This is a genomic window from Prescottella subtropica (assembly GCF_005434945.1).
Lineage (GTDB): Bacteria > Actinomycetota > Actinomycetes > Mycobacteriales > Mycobacteriaceae > Prescottella > Prescottella subtropica.
In genome coordinates this window covers 119,281-138,593 of the sequence record NZ_SKCH01000005.1, presented here as the reverse complement: position 1 = coordinate 138,593, position 19,313 = coordinate 119,281, and the positions used below count along the sequence as shown (strand labels likewise).

Here is a 19,313-nt window from a genome sequence, read left to right as displayed (position 1 = left end):
ATGTCGCCGCGGTCTCTGACGCACACGTTGCTCATCGACAATTACGACTCGTTCACCTACAACCTGCACAGTCTGCTGTCGGGGGTGAACGGGTGCCCGCCGACGGTGGTGCAGAACGACACGGACTGGGCGTCGGTGCGTCTCGACGAGTTCGACAACGTCGTGGTCTCCCCCGGTCCGGGGCGCCCGGATCGGAAGCGGGACTTCGGGATCAGTGCGCGGGTGTTCGGGAACGGGCGGATCCCGGTGCTGGGGGTGTGTCTGGGGCATCAGGGGTTGTGTCATGCGTTCGGTGCGCGGGTGGAGTTGGCGCCGGCGCCGATGCACGGGCGGCTGTCGGAGGTGCGGCACGACGGTCGCGGGTTGTTCGCGGGGATTCCGTCGCCGCTGCGGGCGGTGCGGTATCACTCGCTGATCGTGGACGAGTTGCCCGACGAGCTCGAGCCGGTGGCGTGGACCGCCGGCGATCTGTTGATGGCGGTGCGGCATCGGCGGGATCCGTTGTGGGGGGTGCAGTTTCATCCGGAGTCGATCTGCACGGAGTTCGGGCGGGAGTTGGCGGCGAATTTCCGGGATCTGACGCCGACCCGGTCCGCGCCGCGGCGCCGCTCCCCCACAGTGCCGGCGACGGAATCCGGTGTGGCGGCGCCGTCGCGGCCGAAGTACGCGGTGCACAGTCGGCGGATCGATCATGCGGTGGATCCGCAGCAGGTGTTCGGGGCGTTGTTCGCGGACGGCCCGGACAGTTTCTGGTTGGACGGCAGTGCCGCGAACGAGCCGGAGTCGCGTTTTTCGGTGATGGGTGACTGTTCGGGGCCGTTCGCGGAGTCGTTGACGTATCGGGTGGCGGAGACGACGGTGTGTGTGCAGCGGGCGGGGCGGCCGGTGGAGTACGTGCATCAGCGGTTCTTCGACTACATCGACGAGCAGTTGCGGGTGCGGGCGGTGCCGCCGGCGCCGGGGCTGCCGTTCGCGTTCGGGCTCGGGTATGTGGGGTATCTGGGGTACGAGTTGAAGGCGGATGCGGGCAGTCAGTTGGTGCACACGTCGCCGACGGCGGATGCGGCGTTCGTGTTCGCGGATCGGGCGGTGGTCGTCGACCATGCGGGCGGCGGCTGTTATCTGCTGGCGCTCAGTGAGGATCCGGCGGATCCGCGGGTGCCGGCGTGGTTCGCCGAGACCGAGGCCCGGATCCTGGAGTTGGACGAGGCGGCGCCGGTGACACCGCCGCGGCCGCTGGTGAAACTCGACGACGACACGCAGGTGCGGTTGCGGCACGACGGGGACACGTATCTGTCGTTGATCGGGCGGTGTCTCGACGAGATCCGCTCGGGTGAGTCGTACGAGGTGTGTCTGACGAATGCGGCGACGGTGCACCGGTCGATCGATCCGGTGGCGACGTATGCGACGTTGCGGGAGATCAGTCCGACGCCGTACAGCGCGTTGTTGAAGTTTTCCGGGGTGTCGGTGCTCAGTGCGTCGCCGGAGCGGTTCTTGAAGATCGACGTGGATCGGGTGGTGGAGTCGAAGCCGATCAAGGGGACGCGGCCGCGGCATGCGGATGCGGCGGCGGACGACGCGTTGCGGCGTGATCTGTTGGGCAGTGAGAAGGATCGGGCGGAGAACCTGATGATCGTGGATCTGGTGCGCAACGATCTGTCGCGGGTGTGTGTGCCGGGGTCGGTGCACGTGCCGAAGCTGTTCGATGTGGAGACGTATGCGCCGGTGCACCAGTTGGTGTCGACGGTGCGGGGCCGGCTGCGGGACGACGTGTCGGCGGTCGCGTGTGTGCGGGCGGCGTTCCCGGGCGGGTCGATGACCGGGGCCCCGAAGCTGCGGACGATGGAGATCATCGACAAGCTCGAGGAGGGCCCCCGCGGCGTGTATTCGGGGGCGATCGGCTATTTCTCGATCACGGGGACCGCGGATTTCTCGATCGTGATCCGCACGATGGTGGCGACCGCGGATCGGGTGACGTTCGGGGTGGGCGGGGCGATCGTGGCGCTGTCCGATCCGGACGAGGAACTCGAGGAGACGATGGTCAAGGCGGTGACGATGCGGCGGTGTCTGTCGCGGACCCCGCCGGCCGACGGTGGCGCACGGTGACCGGGCCGGTCGTGGTGGTCGGGGGCGGCGCGGTCGGGTCGCTGCTGGTGGGGCTGCTGCGCGGCGACGGGACGCCGGTGACCGTGGTGGACCGGGTGGCGGGCGGCGGGGTCGTGGCCGGGGATGTGACGGCGCCGCCGGAGCCGGTGCGGGCGGTGCTGGCGGAGGCGTCCGTGGTGGTGTTGGCGGTGCCGGAGCAGGTGGCGGTCGACGCGGTCCCGGTGCTCGACGGCCTGCTGGCTCCGGGGGTGTTGCTGGTGGAGACGCTGTCGGTGAAGACCCGGATCCACGAAGTGTTGTGTGCGGCGCGGCGTCCGGCGGTAGGGATCAATCCGATGTTCGCGCCGGCGCTGGGGATGGCGGGCCGTCCGGTGGCGGCTGTCGTGCACCGGGGTGGGCCGCCGGTGGAGACATTCCTGACGCGGGTGGCGTCGTGGGGTGGCCGGGTGGTGCGGGTCGGGGCCGGTGAGCACGATCGGGTGTCGGCGGCGACGCAGGCGCTCACGCATGCGGCGGTGCTCGCGTTCGGGCTGGCGCTCGCCGAACTCGGCGCGGATCCGGACACAGTGGCGGCGACGGCTCCCCCACCGCATCGGTTGTTGTCGGCGCTGCTGGCGCGGGTCGCCTCCGGCACCCCGGAGGTGTATCACGATATCCAGGCCGGGAACCCGGCCGCCGACGACGCCCGGAAAGCCCTGTCGGGGGCGGTGACCCGGCTGTCGACGGCCGTCGGTGACGAGGCGGCGTTCGCGGCGGTGATGGCGGACGCGCTCGCCCCGCTCGGCGACCGGGCCACCGGCTACCGGGAGCTGTGCGCGGAACTGTTCGAGCAGCTGCGGGGAGGTGAGGCGTGATGACCGGTGTCGGGGACGGCGCGGCCGAGCAGGAGACGCTGCTGCGGTTGCCGTCGCTGCCGCCGTTCGACCCCGGGGACCCGGCCGAGAGCGCGGTGATCCGGGCGTTGGGTCGCAGCTGGCCGAAACGGGCAACCGTCAAACACAAGGAACCCGACCTCGATGCCCTGTTCGATCCGGGGCGCGACGACTATCCGGTGGCGTTGACCCCGTTCGCCGACGACGACCGCTTCACCCGATTGGGTGAGGAGGTGCGGGCGCGGCTGCTGGCGTGGGCGTGGATCGCCTACAACAAGAACGTGATGGACGTCGAACAGTACGTGGTCAATCCGGGGTTCCGGCTGCTGTCGCAGGACGCGTTCGGCACCGGACTCGGGGACGCGTTGACGGTGGCGACGTTGCAGGCGATGGTCGACGAGCAGTACCACACGCTGATGCACCTGAATGCGAGTGCGCTCACCCGGCGGCGGCGGGGCTGGCAGTTGCCGGAGGCGCGGCTGCCGTACGGGCCGACGGTGCGCCGGCATCTGGCGGCGGTCACGGCGGCAGGGTCGCCGCGGGAGGCGGCGTTGACGTCGCTGGCGTTCACGACGGTCGCGGAGACGTCGATCAGCTCGTATCTGGGGTTGATGACCGACGACGAGGACGTCCAACCGGTGAATCGGGCGACGGTGGTGCTGCACCGCCGCGACGAATACTGTCATTCGTCGATCGCCGCGGAACTCCTCACCATCGTCTACGAACGCCTCGGCGGCGACGACCGTCGAATCCTGTTGGGCGGGTTGGCGTCCGGACTCGAGGCGTTCGAGGCGAACGACTGGTCCACCTGGTCGACGATATTCGAGACGGAAAACGTCCGGGACGGGGCGGCAATGGTCGCCGACGCCGCCCACGACACCGGACGCCGCAAACTCGTCCAGGACTGCAGCGCCATCCGCCGGCTGTGCGACGACCTCGGCGTCACCGGCGAGGTGCCGTACCAGTGGTGAACGGTCACCGTGATTGCCGTGTGTGCAGGTCGGGAGCTGTTGGGAGGTGATTTCGGATGGACTTCCCGCCGATCTGGTGGCTCCTGCCCTACGGATTCGTCCCCGACGATGTACGCGTCTGGATCCTGTACAACGCACCGTGCTGGGCGGGCGGCTACTGCCCCTGAGAGGAGACGATCGAGATGCTGGATCCCGGATTCTGGGGACCGCCCGGTATCGCCATCACGGCGGTGATCGCATGGTGGTACCGGACATTCGGATGAGCGGGGAAGGGAGATGCGCGAGTGGATCTCTGGAGTTTCTACTTCGGCCACATCGGTCACATCTACGACCTCTATCGTGCCTGGGTGACCACCGGCTACCTCCCCTGGTAGGGGCCGACGACAACAGTGGCCAGGCACGAGACTCATGCTGGCCTGCTGGCGATTTCAGCGGCAGTAGCTACCCAACGAGCACGGCCAGTTCTGGGCGATCCATTGCCGTGTTTCGGGCGAGAACAAGACTGCCGGCAACAGCGAGTAGATCCAGGGGAAGTCCATCGGAGAAACACCTCCTCTCGGTGGCAGTGTCCGCCTGCGTTGCAGAGGACCACAGCCTCACCAGTATTACCGCCGGTGACTGTCGACGAGATATCGAACTCGGGACGCTCCAGGGCCTAGCCTGAGCTGGACAGGTCGGTACGGCCTTGGCGGACATTGCTCCTGATTGGAGGTGGTCGACATGCGTGGAGGAGATTGGCCGTGGTTCGTGTGGCTGATGCCAGCGCCGTTCTTCAGCGAGTGGGACTGGCAGCGTACGATCGAGGCGATGCCATGCTGGCTCGGCGGCACCAACTGCTGACAGGAACCGACAGCGGACCAGCTCCAAGCTACGGACTGCTGGTCCGCTGTCGTGCGATCAGTTGTTGGTGACGACCAGCCCCTTGCCAACGGGGTTGGTCCCGGACGCGATCTCCGACAGCACTGCGTGGATCGAGATGCACTCTCCCGGTCCTGCGACCATGCCGACGATCTTCCCGTAGTTGTTGTCGATGTAGGCCGGACCACCCGAGTCCCCGCCCAGGGCGATGGCGAACGAGCTGATGTGCCGAGGCGTACAGGGCTACGTCGATTGCGTGCCCCATCTGGCCGAGTGGACCCCTGCCGAAGATCGGCAGGGGTGCGGTAGCGGAGGGGCGTCAACTATCGCGCCGCAACTGGCACTTTCGTGCGCATGAGTCGTGGTGGATGACCCGACGATCTGGCTGGACCCAGTGACCGGTCCGGCAGGAGGGATAGCGGATCTTCCGATCGCCGGCTGCCGCGGACGACCATCCGAACCTTCCGTTCGGTCATCGCTGAGGTCTAGCCTGACCTGACAGGGTCGGGACGGTCGAGAACCCTGAGGCCCCAGTGACTGGATGCGGATGCCCATTGCCGCCGGTTGGGACGGCGCACGATCTGGGCCGTGATCCAGTGTGACCTCGGCGGACACTGCTCTTTGATTGGAGGTGAGTTGAATGTCAGCAGGAGATTGGGCCTTTTGGGGACCAGTTGCTGGCCAGGTCGTCTACGTGCTCTACCTACTCGGTGTGAAGATCAACTGACACCAGTGTCAAGCCCCGGGTTTGGTGGAGGGTCGGTTAGCTGGTTTCGGTGAGTAGTTCGGTGGTGCCGGTCAGGGAATGCAGGGCCTCGAACTCGGCTGGCGGAAGGTGGCCAAGTTCGCCGTGGAGACGTCGCTGGTTGAACCAGTCGATGTATTCGGCGACGGCGATCTCGACGTCACCGATGCCGGTCCAGGGGCCGTGGTGGTGGATCAGTTCGGCCTTGAACAGCGAATTGAACGCTTCGGCGAGCGCGTTGTCGTAGGAATCGCCTCTCGATCCGACCGAGGCGACGGCGTCGGTGTCGGCGAGGCGTTCGGTGTAGCGGATGGCACGGTATTGAACGCCGCGGTCGGAATGATGAATCAGCCCGGTGAGGTCGGCGCCGGCATGTCGGCGACGCCAGATCGCCATGTCGAGCGCATCGAGAGCGAGTTCAGTGTGCAGCGAGGTCGACACCTGCCAGCCGACGACCATCCGGGAGAACACGTCGATCACGAACGCCGCGTAGACCCAGCCGGTGAACGTCTTGATGTAGGTGGGGGTACCTCCCTGCACGTAGTGCTCGGGGGAATGTCGGCGACCCACAACTGGTTCGGGCCGTCGGCGACGAATTTGCGGTCCACCAGATCCGCCGGCCGGTCGGTTTCCGCTTTCGGGATCGTTGTCCGTAGAACCTTCCCGCGCACAACACCTTTCAACCCGGCGTTCCTCATCAGCCGTTCGACGGTGCAGCGGGCCACCTCGACGTCGCGGCGTTTCAACTCGGCATGAACCTTGCGGACACCGTAGACGCGTAGTTCTCGTCATGGACGGTGATGATCTGCGCGGTCAGTTCACGATCCCGGACCGTGCGGGCGGATTCGGGCCTGGTCTTGGCGGCGTAGTAGGTGGACGGCGCGATCGCGGCACTGGTTTTCTCCAGTGCGTCGCAGATCGGCGCGGCGCCGTGTTCGTCCTTGTAACGGTCGACGAAGTCGACCTTCATCGCAGTGGACGGCCGGGCTCCGCTGCGAAGAAAGCCGACGCCTGCTTCAGGATCGTGTTCGCTCGGCGGAGTTCTCGAACCTCGCGTTCGAGTTCGGTGATCTTCTTCGCCTCGTCGCTGGTCGTGCCGGGGCCCTGCCACCGACCCGGGGACGGTTCAGTCCGTTGCTCCAGCTTGCGACGAGGCCCGTCCCCAGGGGGAACGGGCCTCGCGTATTCAGCTTGCCCTGGAGGATGCCGGTAGGTCTCCCTGGCACACTGGGTTCAGATAGTCTTACCTGAACGAACTCGGACGGTGCCGCGGAGGTGGCTCCACGTTATGGACAATCCGATCTTCTTCTGGCCAATACCACGTGAGTGGCAGATCTGGCTCACACAGCACGCGCCATGTTGGTTCTGGCTCACGGGATGCACCTAGTGCGGTGACCGGGAACCTTCGGGGTGTTCGTCATGCCGCCCGACTGGGGGCCCGACCCCAACGGTGGCCTTTCTCGCTGCGGACCCGGGCACGTTCGCGGCGTTGCGCGGCGAGGACGTCGGGGTTACGGGCGTGATGGTTGCGCCACCGCAGGTAACGGTGCAGGCATCGGGTCTGGACCACATGGTTGGGGTGGGTCGAGTTCGCCAGGGTGAACCGGCGTAGCACCCCGAAATGCGCCTCGATCGGATTCGCCCACGACGCGTACGTCGGGGTGAAACACAACTCGACGTCGTGGCGGGCCGCCCACCGGCGGATCCGCGGGCCACGGTGAGCGGACAGATTGTCCAGGATCACGAAAATGGTGCCGTCCGGGCAGACCGCCCGGATGCTCCGCAACGCGACGAGGGTGTTGCCGGTGCCCTTCCTGCGGTGGTTGATACCCCACAAGGTGTCGGCGCCGACGGAGTAACACCCGTGGAAGTAGGTGACGCCCTCGGTGCGGTGATAGTTCGCCGGCAACCGGTCCGGTGCACTGGACCGGGCCCAGCAGTGTCCGCCGGTCGGGCGGATTCCCAGCGGCCCGAACTCGTCGAAGGCGAACACCCGATCCGGGTGGTGGTCGAGGACGTCCTCGATCCGGTCGATTTTGGTGTCGAAGTCCGGGTCGGTGGACTGTTTCCAGGTCGTGGTGTGCTGGAAGGTGATCCCGCGGCGTTGCAGCAGGACGCGCAGGGCTTCGCGTCCGATCCGGATCGGGCTGGCCGGGGCGGAGGCGAGGTAGTCGACGAGTTTACGGATCGACCAGCAGGTGAAGGGCTGGTCCAGTTTGCCGGGGCGGGTGGTGGCCGTCGCGACGACGCGGTCCTCGTCGTCGCTGTCGAGCAGGCGGGGACGGCCTCCCGCCCAGTCAGGGTCCAGGCAGGCCAACCCGATCTTGTTGAACCGGTGGATCACTTCCCGCACCGTGTCCTCGTCCGCGGCGAGGAGTCGGGCGATCACCGGCACCGAGTTTCCGCCGGCTGACGCCAGGATCATCGTCGCCCGCCGCCACCGCACCACACTCTTGTTCTGTTTCGGTTCGCCCCGGCGCACCAGGCGCAGCAACTGCTGGCCTTCTTCTGGCGTCAACCGGCGTACTTTCACGCGTTCAGCCATTCCACCAGCCTGGCACGCTATCGAAACCGGTGAACCTTCCCGGTCACCGCACTAGCTGTCCGTCACCAGAAGTCCCTTTCCGATAATGTTCAACTGGGCAGCCGATAGCGTTCTGCACCGCCGAGAACTTGACGAACTCGTAGCCGCCCGATGCGAGGTCGAACACCCGATTCAACCCGATGATCTGGGTACCCTGGTAAGCCGGTCCACCGGAATCACCGCCAGCGAGCACCGCATCGTCGAACAGCTTGATGACTACAAAGTCAACGGCAGCATCCCGGTATGCGATAGTCCCGATGGGTTCCCAGGGCCCCGGCAATCCAGACGCTGGGGTCGTAGTTGTGCTCTCAACGTCAGGGGCAGTAGCCGCCCAGCCAACAGGGGGCGTTGTCTCGGATCCACATCCTGGCCTCGTCCGAGAAGAGGAACGGCGGTAAGAGCCAGTAGATCAGCGGGAAATCCATCTCCGATCACCTCCAATCAGGAGCAGTGTCCGCCGAGTTCGCACGGAATCACGGCCCAGATGGTGCGCCGCCACTCCCGCGGCAGCGGGAGCCTCCCGACCCAGACACGCGACGGCCATGCGCCAATTCCCGGGTGCCCGCCCGGCCCGACCCTGTTCCGGCCTCCGCCTCACCAGTATTGCTGCCGGTGCCCGTCGGTGTCGGTGACGAATACGACCGCGTCGGTACCGGTGAAGGCGTCCGTGTCGAGGGGAATGTGGCCGGGGACGAGCGGAGTACCGGCCGACAGCGTCGCGGGCAGGACGGCGTGCAGGTCTGCGGACGGGAACAGGGTGCGGCGATCGGTGGCGGCCGCGAGCAGCCCCTGCAGGGTGCCCGGTTCGGGGCGCGGGGCGCCGTCGGTGGCGACCATCAGATACCGGTCACCGAGTATCCGAGCGACGCAGGTGCCGGCATTCTCGTGGCCGGTAGCCCGGTCGGGCCGGCTGCGCTGCAGGTGGGCGTTGTGCGCGAACACCAGCGTCGGGCCGCGGCGACCCTCCCGAGCAGCGATGGCGAGCAGATTCTCGGCCATCATCTCCGCCCGCACCGCGAGCAGCACCGCGATCCGGTCGTCGCCGGGGTCGGCCATGACTGCGTGATAGCGCAGCAGACCCTGTGCGGTGCGGGCATGCGCGGCCGCCGCGGGGTAGTCGTGCAGCGCCGGTCCGGCCCGATGCACGGCGTCGGCCAGGTCGTCGGCGACGACCCGCAGCGCCCGGGCCCGATCGCTGCCGCCGATCGAGGCGGCCGCGTCGTACATGGCGTCCGGATTCGACCAGTCGGCATCGTCTCCGGCGAGAACATCGAGATCGTCGGTGGATATCGGCCGCAACGGTGCCGGCAACCGGTCGACAACGGCGGTCAGGAACGCGCGGGGACTCGGGGCGGCCGCATACTCCACCGGCGCGTCGAAGCCGTGGAACCGGACCTGCTCGTGCGCGGGTCGTCCCGCGTTGTGGTCCCGGAGCCACACCACCAGGTCCCGGTTGCCGTCGAGCGTCCCGAAGCCGTGACTGAACCCGGTGGTGAGGACGGTATCGAGGTCGCCTGCTCCCCCGGTGACGTAGTCGTCGACGACGGATGCGGCGAACCAGTCGATTTCGAGGGCGATCGACCGGAACCCGCGATCCACCAGGCGCGCGAGCAGGTCGTTCCGCAGGGCCGGGAACGCGGCGATCCCGTGGGTCGGCTCCCCCAACGCGAACAGGGTCGGCGGTGTGGGGCGGCCGGCGAGGAGGGCGTCGACGGTGCGGGCCAGGGCGGTGGGGGTGTCGAACGGTCGGGCGAGGGTGGACAGCGACAGCGTCATGGGCGGAAAACACTCCTTCTCGAGGTGGTGTTCTTCGACGCTATCGTTGAAGACTCATGTGAGACTTTGCCGGTCTGACCCCCGATTTCGGCGATAAAAGCTTCAAAGAAGGAGGTGTGGTGCGTCCGGTCGATCTGGCCCGCGAGCACGGGCTGTCCGCGCAGGCGGTCCGCAACTACGAGGACGCGGGCATTCTGCCGCCCGCCGACCGCAGCGACACCGGCTACCGGCTCTACACCCCCGTCCACGCGCAGGCGCTGCGCACCTTCCTGACGTTGCGGCGCGGCCACGGCTATCGGGATGCGGCCGCGATCATGCGGGCCGTCCACGACGGCGAGACGGAGACGGTGTTCCGGCTCGTCGACGCCGCGCATGTGGCGCTCGCCGCCGAGCGGGAGACCCGCACCGAGGTGGCGTCCGCGCTCGGTGCCCTGTCCGGGCCGGCGCCGGTTCCGGTCGGCCCGTTCACGGTCGGGGAACTCGCCCACCGTCTCGGCGTGCACGCGGCGACGCTGCGCGCCTGGGAAAACGAGGGCATTCTGCGCCCCGAACGAGACCGGGCCACCGGCTACCGCGTCTACGGACCCGAGGCGGTGCGGGACGCCGAGATCGCCCGGCAACTGCGCCGCGGCGGCTCCCCGCTGCCGCGGATCGCCCGGTTCCTCGACACGGTCCGCGACGCCGGCGGCACCGACGAACTGGACCGGTTCCTGCGGGCCTGGCAGGAACGGATCACGACACGCGGACGGAACCTCGTCGCCGGGGCCGCCCACCTGGACGAGTATCTGGTGATGTGCGAAAAGGACGGGACCCGATGATCACCGACGACGATCTGCAGTATCTCGACGACGCCACGACCCTGTTCGAGACGGTCCTGGGCGGCGGCACCCTGGACGAGGCGCGGCCGAGCCGCTGCCCCGGGTGGAGTACCCGGGACGTCGCGAATCATGTTCTCGGCGGGGCGATCCGGTATGCGCACTACTTCTCCGGCGCCGATCCGGCGGAGGTGTTCTGGACCCGGACCGCGGAGATCGCCGGCGACGACCCGATCGGGACACACCGCAGGCTGGCGGCCGTGCTGCGCGGCGAGTTCGACGCCCACCGCGACGACGGCATCGTCCTGCCCCACCCGATCCAGGCCGTCGACGCACCGACCCTGCTGGTGATGCGGGTGCAGGAACTCGCCCTCCACACCTGGGACATCGCCGCCGCCACCGACCCCGACGTCGTGCTCGATCCGTCGCTCTGCCGATTCCTGCTCGACCGCGGCGAACCGGTGCGCACGATCCTGCGCTCCGCCGACGCCCTCGGCCCGGCGACGACCCCGGTGGGCGACGGTCTCACCGCGCAGGTTCTCGCGGCGTGGGGGCGCGGCTGAGTCGGGTCGTCCTATCGGGCGCCGTGCTGCGCGCGGATTCGTGTGCCGCGCGCCCGGTCCCGCGCGCGGGACGTCAACTCGCGCGCAGCAGGGTCGTGCGTCGGTGTTGCAGAGCCACACCCATCGGACGAGGAACCCGACGGACAGCAGAAGCAGCACCGGCACCAGCGTGACAGCACCCATGAAGAGAACCACGGCCAGCGGCGGTACCAGCGCGAACAACCAGAGCGCGAGAGGCACGACCCCGGCGCTGACGACCGACCCGACAGCGCACCCGGCGACTATCCTCAACTGGTCCGCATGTCGGATCGACGGCACGTGCGGACTGTACCCGGTGGGGCCGTGTCAAGACTTCGTGCGCGTCAACGCCCATCCGGTGCGGCCTGCGAGAGCGCCCACGAGCCAGCCGAGGACCGCCCCGACGACGGGCACGGCGAGAAGGATCGCGGCCGACCACGGATCGAGCGCACAGGAGACGGTGCTGCCGTACGTACTGTCGTCGATGGACGAGAAGGTGGTGCGGGTCGGTTCGTCCATCCACACCGATTCGAGGAGCAGGCATGCATTGACCAGTAGGCCGGTCACGAAACCGAAGCAGGACAGCAGGATTCGCAGTGCTCGCACAGATCAGGCCCCTGTTTCCTCGGGTGCGGTGATCGTCTTCGCGAGGTGGACGAGCGCATAGCCTGCCGGTGTGGGCGTGCGATGGGTTTCCTCGAAACCGAGCCGTCGGTAGAGACGCAGATTCCCGGTGCTGTGTTCTCCGGTGAACAGCCGAAGCATCGTCACCGGTTCGGAAAGTTCGCGCTCCACCTGAGACATCAGCCGTGTGCCGAGTCCACGGCCTTGCCGGTCCGGGGCGACGATCAGCCGGCCGATGTTCGCGTCGCGTAGACCGGTGGCGACCACGGCCGGGTCGGACAGTTCGTCGACGATTTCGGTCAGTGTCTGCGTGAGCGGCGGCAGGATCGGGTCGTTGTGTGCCTGGGCTTCCGTGGCGTACGCGGCGCGCTGCAGGGTCAACCGTTCGCCTGCGTCACGCGCAGTCAAGGTGACAACCGATTCCATGGTCGATCACTATTCCACGATGAGAGTGGACGGAGACCGTGCAGGCCAAGCGATCCCGTGTACGGCGTCGACGTGGTCGACTGCCGTCCGGTCGGGACGTAGATTCACGAGTCATGGGCGACACGACGGGCACGGTGCGGGAGTGGAACGATCTGGAGGGCTGGGGCGTCATCGACTCTCCGGCAACCCCCGGCGGATGCTGGGCGTTCTTCAGCGTCATCTCCGGTGAGGGCTATCGCACCTTGCCGGTGGGCAGCACCGTCGCCTTCGACTGGGAGCAGGTGACCGATCAGGACGGCTACCGGTATCGGGCCACCCACGTGCAGCAACCGCGCTGAGGTCAGGTCGCTTTCAGTTCGACGGGAGCCCAGGCGGGCCAGTCGATGTCGCCGACGGGGTCGCCGTCGACGTAGCGGGCGACGATGCGGGTGATGTCGGCGGCGGTGTTGTCGTAGACGGTGGCGTGGTCGACGCGGCCGATGGCGTCGACCACCAGTGGCCACAGGCGGGTGAAGCGTTCGCGGATCTTGTTCTCGGGGACGCGGTGGCCGCCCTCGACGACGCGTTCGGCGACGCGGGCGACGGTCAGATCGACGGGGACGAGAACCACGTGCAGCACGATGACGTAGCCGGCGGCGCGGGCCCGGTCGATGAGTTCGAGTTTCGACGGGTGCGAGAACACGGTTTCGGCGATGAACGACTCCCCCGCGTCGACGAGGGTGTCGCGGATGCCGGCGGCGATGCGGGCCGCCTCGTAGGAGTGTTCCTCGGGGGCGTCGGGCCAGCGCCCCTTGGCGATGACGTCGGCGTTGACGAACACGCTGCCCGGGAGCAGCGGTGCGAGACGCTGTTCGACGAACGTGGACTTGCCGGCGCCGTTGGGGCCGACGACGAGGTCGAGTCGTCTCACAGAACGATCTGCGTACCGTCGGGCAGATGCTTGACGACGCGGCCCTGTTCGTCGAGGGCGACGGTGGCGAGGCCGCGGGCGGCCCGGTCGGCGGCATGGTTGCCGGTGGCGAGGGATTCCTCGAGGGCAGCAGAGATTTCGGCGTTGAACACGACGCCTTCCTCGGCGGTCAGGTCCCGCAGCGGCACCCGGCCGGCCAACGCGGCCTCGACGCGGCGGCGCGCCACCTGACGCTGATTCGACACCTCACGGCCCACCCGCGCCCAATGCTCGAGTTGCTGGCGGGCAGAACGATGCTCCCGCTCCCCCTCCGCGGCGGCCGCGTCCACCAACTCGGACGAGAACCGGGTGACCTTGTCGACGATCTCGGTCATGACGCCTCCTCATCGCAGCACTGACCCGAGTGTAGCAATCTGCTACAGCTTTGCGGGAGCGTCGTGCCGGACGGGCTGTCATGCTGTGCCGCATGGAAGACGCCGTACTGACGATGCTGTTCCTGGCCGGCGCCGGGGCGTGCGCTCTTCCCGCCTATACCGGACGCCGCGGCTGGGTCACCGACCCGGCGAAGGGCTACACAGTTCCGCCCACGGTGCGGGAGAGCCCCGAACTGACCCGGCTCGCGAACACCCTGGTCGCCCGGTGGTGCACGGTGGCGTCGGTGCTCCTGCTGCTCCCGGCAGCGGCCCTGGCACCCAGCGCCTTCTCCGACTTCCAGATCCCGCTCCCCACCTGGAAACTCGCATGCCTCGCCGCATACGGACTGATCGTGAGCATCGTGGCCAGGTATCCGTTCGAACGGATCTCGCGCCTGTGAGAGCGCGTCATCGCCACCGTGCGGACGACCCGGCCGGGCTAGCCTGCGAGGCATGCCCATCGCATTCGAGAACGTCGGCATCGCGGTCCGCGACCTCGACGCGGCGATCGCGTTCTTCACCGATCTGGGTTTGACGGTCGTCGGCCGGGACACGGTGAGCGGCGAGTGGACGGACACCGCCGTCGGTCTCGACGGCAACCATGCCCGGATCGCGATGCTGGCGACACCGGACGGGCACGGCCGGCTCGAACTGTTCGAGTACCTCCACCCGGATCCGATCGAGACGGAGCCCACCCGCCCCAACGAGATCGGCATGCACCGGGTCGCCTTCTCCGTCGACGACCTCGACGACGCCCTGGCGGTCGCCGCACGGCACGGCTGTCACCCGTTGCGGGGCGTGGCGACCTACCAGGACGTCTACAAACTCACCTATGTCCGCGGCCCCAGCGGCATCATCGTGATGCTCGCCGAGGACCTACGCACAGGCGCCGCCCGCCCTACCCGAGATGGCGGGTGAAGAACCGGGTTGCACTGTCCCGCTCGTGCCCGGGCACCTGGAAGCGGCTGCCCGGATGGGCGTGCAGGGTTTTGTCCGTCGAGGCGAACGCGTCGAACAGGGCGATCGCGGCGGTGCGGTCGATGTACTCGTCGTCCCACGGGATCCGGTACTCGACCGGGACGGTGACCTTTCCGGCCGCCTCGATCAGGGCGTCGCACACGATCACCCCACCGAAACTCACGGCCGCGATCCGCGGTTCGACGGCCGCCAGCAGCAGGCCGGTCGCAACACCCAGTGTGACGCCGCCGTAGCCGATCGGGGTGTCGGTGCCGATCTCGGGGAGGGCCTGCAGGGCGTCGAGGGTGGCCTGCCATTCGGGGACCGCCCGCTGCGCCAGCGACAGGTTGTAGTCGACGACGATCGGGGCGATGTTCTCGCCGGCCGCCCGGGCCCGATGGATCTCCTCCGCCCACTGCTGATCCCGGTCGGTGCGGGGACGGTCCCCGTGCCCGGGCGCGTCGATCGCGGCGACGGTGAACCCGCCGGTGGTGACGGCGTGGAGGGCGGAGGCCACCAGGCCGGGTGCCCGCTTGTGCATGCCGCCGGAATGCCCCGACAACAGCAGGGGTGCGCCGGCGGTGCCGGAGGCGGGCGACCAGAGGATGCCGGTGATCTCACCGACGGTGAACGTGCGTTCGACGACACCGTTCGACGATGTCTCGGACACGAATTGTTCGGAAGTGAACTGCATGATGGTGCCTTTCGGGAGTGCCGTTGCTGGGGCGCTCCCGACGACACCTACGACGGTCGCCGAACCGTGAACACGAGTGGGAGCACCCACCTGCCTGCTGCGGTCATGGGTCTCACCTCCTCGCGTGACGTCACGGTCCCGACCATGGTGGCAGGGCGTCGCGCGCCGCGTCCACTGAGTTTCCGGTGGGCCGCTGGCTAACAGTTGGATATACTGTGAGTACTTGCGAGGAGGTGGTGTCGGTGACCAGTGTGGAGGACCGGTACCTGACCGGTGAACTCGATTTCGAGGCCGCGGCCGCGCATGCGCTCGGCGCCCCGTCCGTCGACCGGGAACTCCTCGTCCCGATCCTGCGTGCCCTCGAGGAGGCCGCACACCCTGTCTCGGCGATCAGCGCCGCCGACGCCGCCCTGCTCGATGCCGGGGGCGCCCCGGAGGCGCCGATGGCGCTCGCCGCGGCCGTCGCCGACCGTCAGGCCCGGATGCGGGACCTGTGGGACGACGCGTTGACCGTCGAGCAGGCGGCGACACGACTCGGGGTGTCCACGTCCCGGATCCGGCAGCGGGCCGGGGACCGGACCCTGTGGGCGATCAAGCGCGGCCACCGACTGCTGTTTCCGGCGGTCCAGTTCACTGAGGGCGGCCAGGTTCCCGGCCTGGACACCGTCCTGTCCGCCCTACCCGAGGACCTGCACCCCCTGTCGGTGCTCGGGTTGCTCACCACCGCACAACCGGAGTTGCGGATCGGTGGCGGTGAGGCGTCGATCGTCGACTGGCTGGCCGGGGGCGGTGCCGTCGAGAGCGCGACGACCGTCGTCGACGCCCACCTGCGGGCGTGACCGCGCACCCGTGACCCCCGATCTGCCGCGGCCTCCGCACGTCGCCGACCTGCGCGCCCACGGCATCCTCGACGACGAACACCTCGACCTGCCACCGGAGACGGTGATCTGGCGGGTGCACCGCACCCGCGGCGGGCACGTCCTCGCCTGGAATCGGCTGCGTACGTTCGGCCCGCTCCTCCGGTTCGATCCGCACCCCCGCCCGCGCCGGGACCATCCCCGGCACGGTGTCTGGTACGGGGCCGCAGACGTGCCCGGGGCCCTCGCCGAAACCTTCCAAGCGACGCGGGTCGTCGACCGCGCCGCCTGCGCGCCGTATCTGACGGGGCTGTGCTTCACGCGGCCCCTGCGCCTGCTCGACCTCGGCGGGTTCGGGGACGGCCGCTGGCCCACCCGGGTCGGCGGCAATTTCGCGCTCGCCACCACCGCCCACGGCCTCGCCCAGCACTGGGCGCGCACCATCCGGGCCGCGCACCCGGACCTCGACGGACTCGCCTACCGCGGCCGCTTCTCGGGTGGACTGTGCGTGGCCCTGTTCCCGCCCGCCGCGGACGCATTCCCGGCGGCACCGCAGCTGTCGCTGCCGCTCGAGCATCCCGCGCTCGCGTCCCGGCTCGCCGGTGCCGCCGACCGGATCGGCTACGGCGTCGTGTGAGCATCGTGGCAGTCGCCCGCGTCGGAGTTCATTCCGGTGTCGCGGCGGCGAGCCGAGCCGCGAGCTGCCGGACCCGGTCGGCGAGTTCCGCCGAGTCGACGACGGTCACCGGAGCCGTCAACGTGATGCCGGCGACGACGAGGGCGAGCCAGCCGAGGTCGTCGCCGCGGATGTGAACGATGCAGGAGTTCTCCCCGACCTCGAGGAGGGTGTGGTCGACCCATCGCAACGCATCGTCGAGGTCGGTGACGGCGGCGGTGACCGCGAGCGTCGCGTCGTGGTGCCGGGGCATCGAGCCGAGCGAGCGGGCGACGAAGTCCGCCGCATCGTCACCCGGGATCCGGCGGGGGGTGAAACGGCTGCCCACCGTCCGGGGCTCCGAGAGCCGGTCCAGCCGGAAGATGCGCCAGTCGTCGCGGTCGGGGTCCCATGCCACGAGATACCAGCGGCGCCCCGCCGTGACGAGGTGGTGTGGTTGGACGAACCGTCGGCCGGTGTCGCCGTCGTGCCGTCGATAGTGGAAACGCACGTCTTCGTGGTCGCGGCAGGCCGCGGAGAGCACACTCAGCGCGTCGGGGTCGACGACGTCGCCGTCGGCGGCCCGTATCGACGTGACGCTCGACTGCACCGCAGACACCCGCCGGCGCAGTCGATGGGGCAGGAGCTGTCCGATCTTCGCCAGGGCCCGCAACGCAGTCTCTTCGATGCCGCCGATAGCGGCCTCCGCCGCATAGCGCAGGCCGACGGCGACCGCGACGGCCTCGTCGTCGTCGAGCACCAGAGGCGGCAGGTGCGCCCCCGCCGCAAGCCGGTAGCCCCCGTGTCTTCCCGTCGTGGCGTCGACCGGATAGCCGAGTTCGCGCAGCCGGTCGATGTCGCGGCGCACCGTCCGCTCCGTGGTCCCGAGGCGGTCGGCGAGTTCGGCGCCCCGCCAGAACCGGTGCGTCTGGAGGAGTGAGAGCAACTGCAGTGCCCGTCCGGTGGGGTCTGTCCGCATTTCCCCAATTTTCCACAGATTCAGGACCGATCGTGTCCGGAATGCTTTCTACGGTGATGCCACCCGACCGGTCCCCTGCCCGGGATCGGCACCCACCGAAGGAGAACTGCCATGGTCGATCCAGCCGATTTCCCCCAGCCCACCCTCATCCCGGTCAACGGTGTGGAACTCGAAGTTTTCGAAGCGGGGCGAGGAAACGCCGGGAAGCCGATCGTGCTCTGTCACGGCTGGCCCGAGCACGCCTTCACGTGGCGCCACCAGGTGCCGGCGCTCGTGGCGGCGGGCTACCACGTCCTCGTCCCCAACCAGCGGGGGTACGGGAACTCGTCCCGCCCGACCGACGTCACCGACTACGACATCGAGCACCTGTCGGGTGATCTGGTCGCACTCCTCGACCACTACGGATACGACGACGCCGTCTTCGTCGGCCACGACTGGGGTGCCGCCGTCGTGTGGTGGCTGACGCTGTTGCACCCGGACCGGGTGAACAAGGTGATCGCATTGAGCATGGCCTACCTCGAACGCGGCGAGAAGCCGTGGATCGAGTCCATGGAAGAGGTGTTCGGTGGCGACAACTATTTCGTCCACTTCAATCGGCAGCCGGGTGTGGCCGACGCCGTCTTCGACGACAACACCGTCCGGTTCCTGCGCAACATGTTCCGCAAGAACGAACCGCCCGTCGCGCCGCGGCCGGGGATGGCGTTGATCGACCTCGCGACCGCGGAGACACCGCTCGGCGAGCCGCTGATGAGTGACAGCGACCTGGCCGTCTTCGTCTCCGCGTTCCGGACCTCCGGGTTCACGGGCGGCATCAACTGGTACCGGAACCTCGACCGGAACTGGCATCTGCTGGCCGACGCGGACCCCATCGTGCGCCGGCCCGCCCTCATGATCTACGGCGACCGGGATCCGGTCCAGAAGCCGGCGAACCTCACCGAGTTCGTACCCGATATCGACGTGATCAGCCTGGACTGCGGTCACTGGATCCAGGAGGAACAGCCCGAAGCGACTACCCGGGCGATGCTGACCTGGCTGAACCGGCAGGACCCGGTGTCGCGGTGACCGTCACGGCGCCGCGTTGAGCCAGTCGTAGAACGCGGGCACGACTTCCGGGTTGCCGGCGGTGATGCCGTTGTAGGCGCCGATGCCGGCGCCTACGGCGGTGCCGACGATGCAGCCGGCGACGAAGTTCGGGAAGATCGACACGCAGCCGATCGCCAACCCGGTGCCGGCAGTGTTGAGGGTGGTCTGGGCACCGCCGTTGTTCCAGCCGACCTCGATCTCGTGGAACAGTCGATCCTGCGCGGCCTGCTTGGTGATCGGGGCCGTCGACTCGGGGGTGTCTGCGGATGCGGTGCCCGCCCCGACCACACCGAGGGCGGCGACAGCGAGAACGGTTGCGGCAGAAGCTGTGCGAAGGTTCATGACGCTCTCCAACCTGGTTGCAGCGTTCCGGTGGTTCCGACGGTAGACCCCGGTCGACGGTTCCG

Annotated in this window: 23 protein-coding genes; 11 read left to right on the top strand and 12 right to left on the bottom strand. The window is 68.5% G+C overall.

The annotated features are described in order from the left end of the window. The 3 genes from pabB to E0497_RS07620 are packed head-to-tail and all read left to right on the top strand — an operon-like array spanning position 1 to position 3,949. Positions 1–2,106, top strand: a complete 2,106-nt coding sequence (gene pabB / locus E0497_RS07630; protein WP_137724185.1) for an aminodeoxychorismate synthase component I — start codon at positions 1–3, stop codon at positions 2,104–2,106. Then, positions 2,064–2,960, top strand: a complete 897-nt coding sequence (locus tag E0497_RS07625; protein WP_241665776.1) for a prephenate dehydrogenase dimerization domain-containing protein — start codon at positions 2,064–2,066, stop codon at positions 2,958–2,960. The genes pabB and E0497_RS07625 overlap by 43 nt, the downstream gene beginning before the upstream one ends. After that, the gene (locus E0497_RS07620) at positions 2,960–3,949 is read left to right on the top strand and encodes an AurF N-oxygenase family protein (protein ID WP_137724184.1); all 990 of its coding nucleotides are present in this window, start codon (positions 2,960–2,962) and stop codon (positions 3,947–3,949) included. The genes E0497_RS07625 and E0497_RS07620 overlap by 1 nt, the downstream gene beginning before the upstream one ends. 1,621 nt (positions 3,950–5,570) lie before the next feature. Here E0497_RS07620 and E0497_RS07615 read toward each other — a convergent pair. The 5 genes from E0497_RS07615 to E0497_RS07600 all read right to left on the bottom strand — a co-directional run bounded on the left by E0497_RS07615 (position 5,571) and on the right by E0497_RS07600 (position 9,912). Continuing rightward, positions 5,571–6,092, bottom strand: a complete 522-nt coding sequence (locus tag E0497_RS07615) for an IS3 family transposase (RefSeq protein WP_161987395.1) — start codon at positions 6,090–6,092, stop codon at positions 5,571–5,573. Beyond that, positions 6,029–6,277 carry a hypothetical protein gene (locus E0497_RS21090; protein ID WP_421958320.1) on the bottom strand — a complete coding sequence of 83 codons (249 nt, stop codon included), beginning with the start codon at positions 6,275–6,277 and terminating at the stop codon, positions 6,029–6,031. Before E0497_RS21090 ends, E0497_RS07615 begins: the two co-directional genes overlap by 64 nt. Positions 6,278–6,294: 17 nt before the next feature. Beyond that, complete coding sequence (locus E0497_RS07610; protein ID WP_137724182.1) at positions 6,295–6,522, bottom strand: hypothetical protein; 228 nt, start codon at positions 6,520–6,522, stop codon at positions 6,295–6,297. A 447-nt stretch (positions 6,523–6,969) separates the two neighbouring features. Then, complete coding sequence (locus tag E0497_RS07605; RefSeq protein WP_137724181.1) at positions 6,970–8,097, bottom strand: IS630 family transposase; 1,128 nt, start codon at positions 8,095–8,097, stop codon at positions 6,970–6,972. 633 nt (positions 8,098–8,730) lie between these two features. Further along, positions 8,731–9,912: an erythromycin esterase family protein gene (locus E0497_RS07600; RefSeq protein WP_137724180.1), complete on the bottom strand. Its 1,182-nt coding sequence runs from the start codon at positions 9,910–9,912 to the stop codon at positions 8,731–8,733. Between the two features lie 119 nt (positions 9,913–10,031). Between E0497_RS07600 and E0497_RS07595 the strand changes: the two genes are divergently transcribed. Both E0497_RS07595 and E0497_RS07590 read left to right on the top strand, forming a co-directional pair. Further along, positions 10,032–10,730, top strand: coding sequence for a MerR family transcriptional regulator (locus E0497_RS07595; RefSeq protein ID WP_137724248.1), 699 nt, complete (start codon positions 10,032–10,034; stop codon positions 10,728–10,730). Further along, entirely contained in the window at positions 10,727–11,290 is a 564-nt protein-coding gene (locus E0497_RS07590) for a maleylpyruvate isomerase family mycothiol-dependent enzyme (RefSeq protein WP_137724179.1), read from the top strand. Before E0497_RS07595 ends, E0497_RS07590 begins: the two co-directional genes overlap by 4 nt. A gap of 345 nt (positions 11,291–11,635) precedes the next feature. Here E0497_RS07590 and E0497_RS07585 read toward each other — a convergent pair whose 3' ends face one another. Further along, a complete protein-coding gene (locus E0497_RS07585) occupies positions 11,636–11,914 on the bottom strand; it encodes a hypothetical protein (RefSeq protein WP_137724178.1) in 279 nt (92 codons plus the stop codon). A 3-nt stretch (positions 11,915–11,917) separates the two neighbouring features. Beyond that, positions 11,918–12,340: a GNAT family N-acetyltransferase gene (locus E0497_RS07580; protein ID WP_241665775.1), complete on the bottom strand. Its 423-nt coding sequence runs from the start codon at positions 12,338–12,340 to the stop codon at positions 11,918–11,920. A gap of 131 nt (positions 12,341–12,471) precedes the next feature. On the opposite strand from E0497_RS07580, the gene E0497_RS07575 reads away from it, so the two are divergent. After that, positions 12,472–12,696 (top strand): S1 domain-containing protein, encoded by a 225-nt coding sequence (locus tag E0497_RS07575; protein WP_137724176.1) that lies wholly within the window; start codon positions 12,472–12,474, stop codon positions 12,694–12,696. Positions 12,697–12,698: 2 nt separating this feature from the next. On the opposite strand, the gene E0497_RS07570 is transcribed toward E0497_RS07575, so the two are convergent. Together E0497_RS07570 and E0497_RS07565 are read right to left on the bottom strand one after the other, a co-directional pair. Next, on the bottom strand, positions 12,699–13,268 hold the full coding sequence (locus E0497_RS07570) for an ATPase (protein ID WP_137724175.1): 570 nt from the start codon (positions 13,266–13,268) through the stop codon (positions 12,699–12,701). Continuing rightward, positions 13,265–13,642 carry a TA system antitoxin ParD family protein gene (locus tag E0497_RS07565; RefSeq protein WP_137724174.1) on the bottom strand — a complete coding sequence of 126 codons (378 nt, stop codon included), beginning with the start codon at positions 13,640–13,642 and terminating at the stop codon, positions 13,265–13,267. Before E0497_RS07565 ends, E0497_RS07570 begins: the two co-directional genes overlap by 4 nt. Positions 13,643–13,734: 92 nt before the next feature. Between E0497_RS07565 and E0497_RS07560 the strand changes: the two genes are divergently transcribed. Both E0497_RS07560 and E0497_RS07555 read left to right on the top strand, forming a co-directional pair. Next, the gene (locus tag E0497_RS07560) at positions 13,735–14,082 is read left to right on the top strand and encodes a hypothetical protein (protein WP_137724173.1); all 348 of its coding nucleotides are present in this window, start codon (positions 13,735–13,737) and stop codon (positions 14,080–14,082) included. A 52-nt stretch (positions 14,083–14,134) separates the two neighbouring features. Next, complete coding sequence (locus E0497_RS07555; protein ID WP_137724172.1) at positions 14,135–14,599, top strand: VOC family protein; 465 nt, start codon at positions 14,135–14,137, stop codon at positions 14,597–14,599. On the opposite strand, the gene E0497_RS07550 is transcribed toward E0497_RS07555, so the two are convergent. Next, positions 14,580–15,332: a dienelactone hydrolase family protein gene (locus tag E0497_RS07550; protein WP_137724171.1), complete on the bottom strand. Its 753-nt coding sequence runs from the start codon at positions 15,330–15,332 to the stop codon at positions 14,580–14,582. The two genes, E0497_RS07555 and E0497_RS07550, sit on opposite strands and share 20 nt — an antisense overlap. A 242-nt stretch (positions 15,333–15,574) precedes the next feature. Here E0497_RS07550 and E0497_RS07545 point away from each other — a divergent pair, with 242 nt between their 5' ends. Together E0497_RS07545 and E0497_RS07540 are read left to right on the top strand one after the other, a co-directional pair. Then, positions 15,575–16,171, top strand: coding sequence for a MerR family transcriptional regulator (locus E0497_RS07545; protein ID WP_137724170.1), 597 nt, complete (start codon positions 15,575–15,577; stop codon positions 16,169–16,171). A 10-nt stretch (positions 16,172–16,181) separates the two neighbouring features. Then, complete coding sequence (locus E0497_RS07540; protein WP_137724169.1) at positions 16,182–16,826, top strand: RES family NAD+ phosphorylase; 645 nt, start codon at positions 16,182–16,184, stop codon at positions 16,824–16,826. A 28-nt stretch (positions 16,827–16,854) separates the two neighbouring features. Here E0497_RS07540 and E0497_RS07535 read toward each other — a convergent pair whose 3' ends face one another. Continuing rightward, positions 16,855–17,823, bottom strand: coding sequence for a helix-turn-helix transcriptional regulator (locus tag E0497_RS07535; RefSeq protein WP_137724168.1), 969 nt, complete (start codon positions 17,821–17,823; stop codon positions 16,855–16,857). A 111-nt stretch (positions 17,824–17,934) separates the two neighbouring features. On the opposite strand from E0497_RS07535, the gene E0497_RS07530 reads away from it, so the two are divergent. After that, complete coding sequence (locus tag E0497_RS07530; protein ID WP_137724167.1) at positions 17,935–18,885, top strand: alpha/beta fold hydrolase; 951 nt, start codon at positions 17,935–17,937, stop codon at positions 18,883–18,885. Between the two features lie 3 nt (positions 18,886–18,888). On the opposite strand, the gene E0497_RS07525 is transcribed toward E0497_RS07530, so the two are convergent. After that, positions 18,889–19,248 (bottom strand): hypothetical protein, encoded by a 360-nt coding sequence (locus E0497_RS07525; RefSeq protein ID WP_137724166.1) that lies wholly within the window; start codon positions 19,246–19,248, stop codon positions 18,889–18,891. Positions 19,249–19,313: the final 65 nt, after the last annotated feature.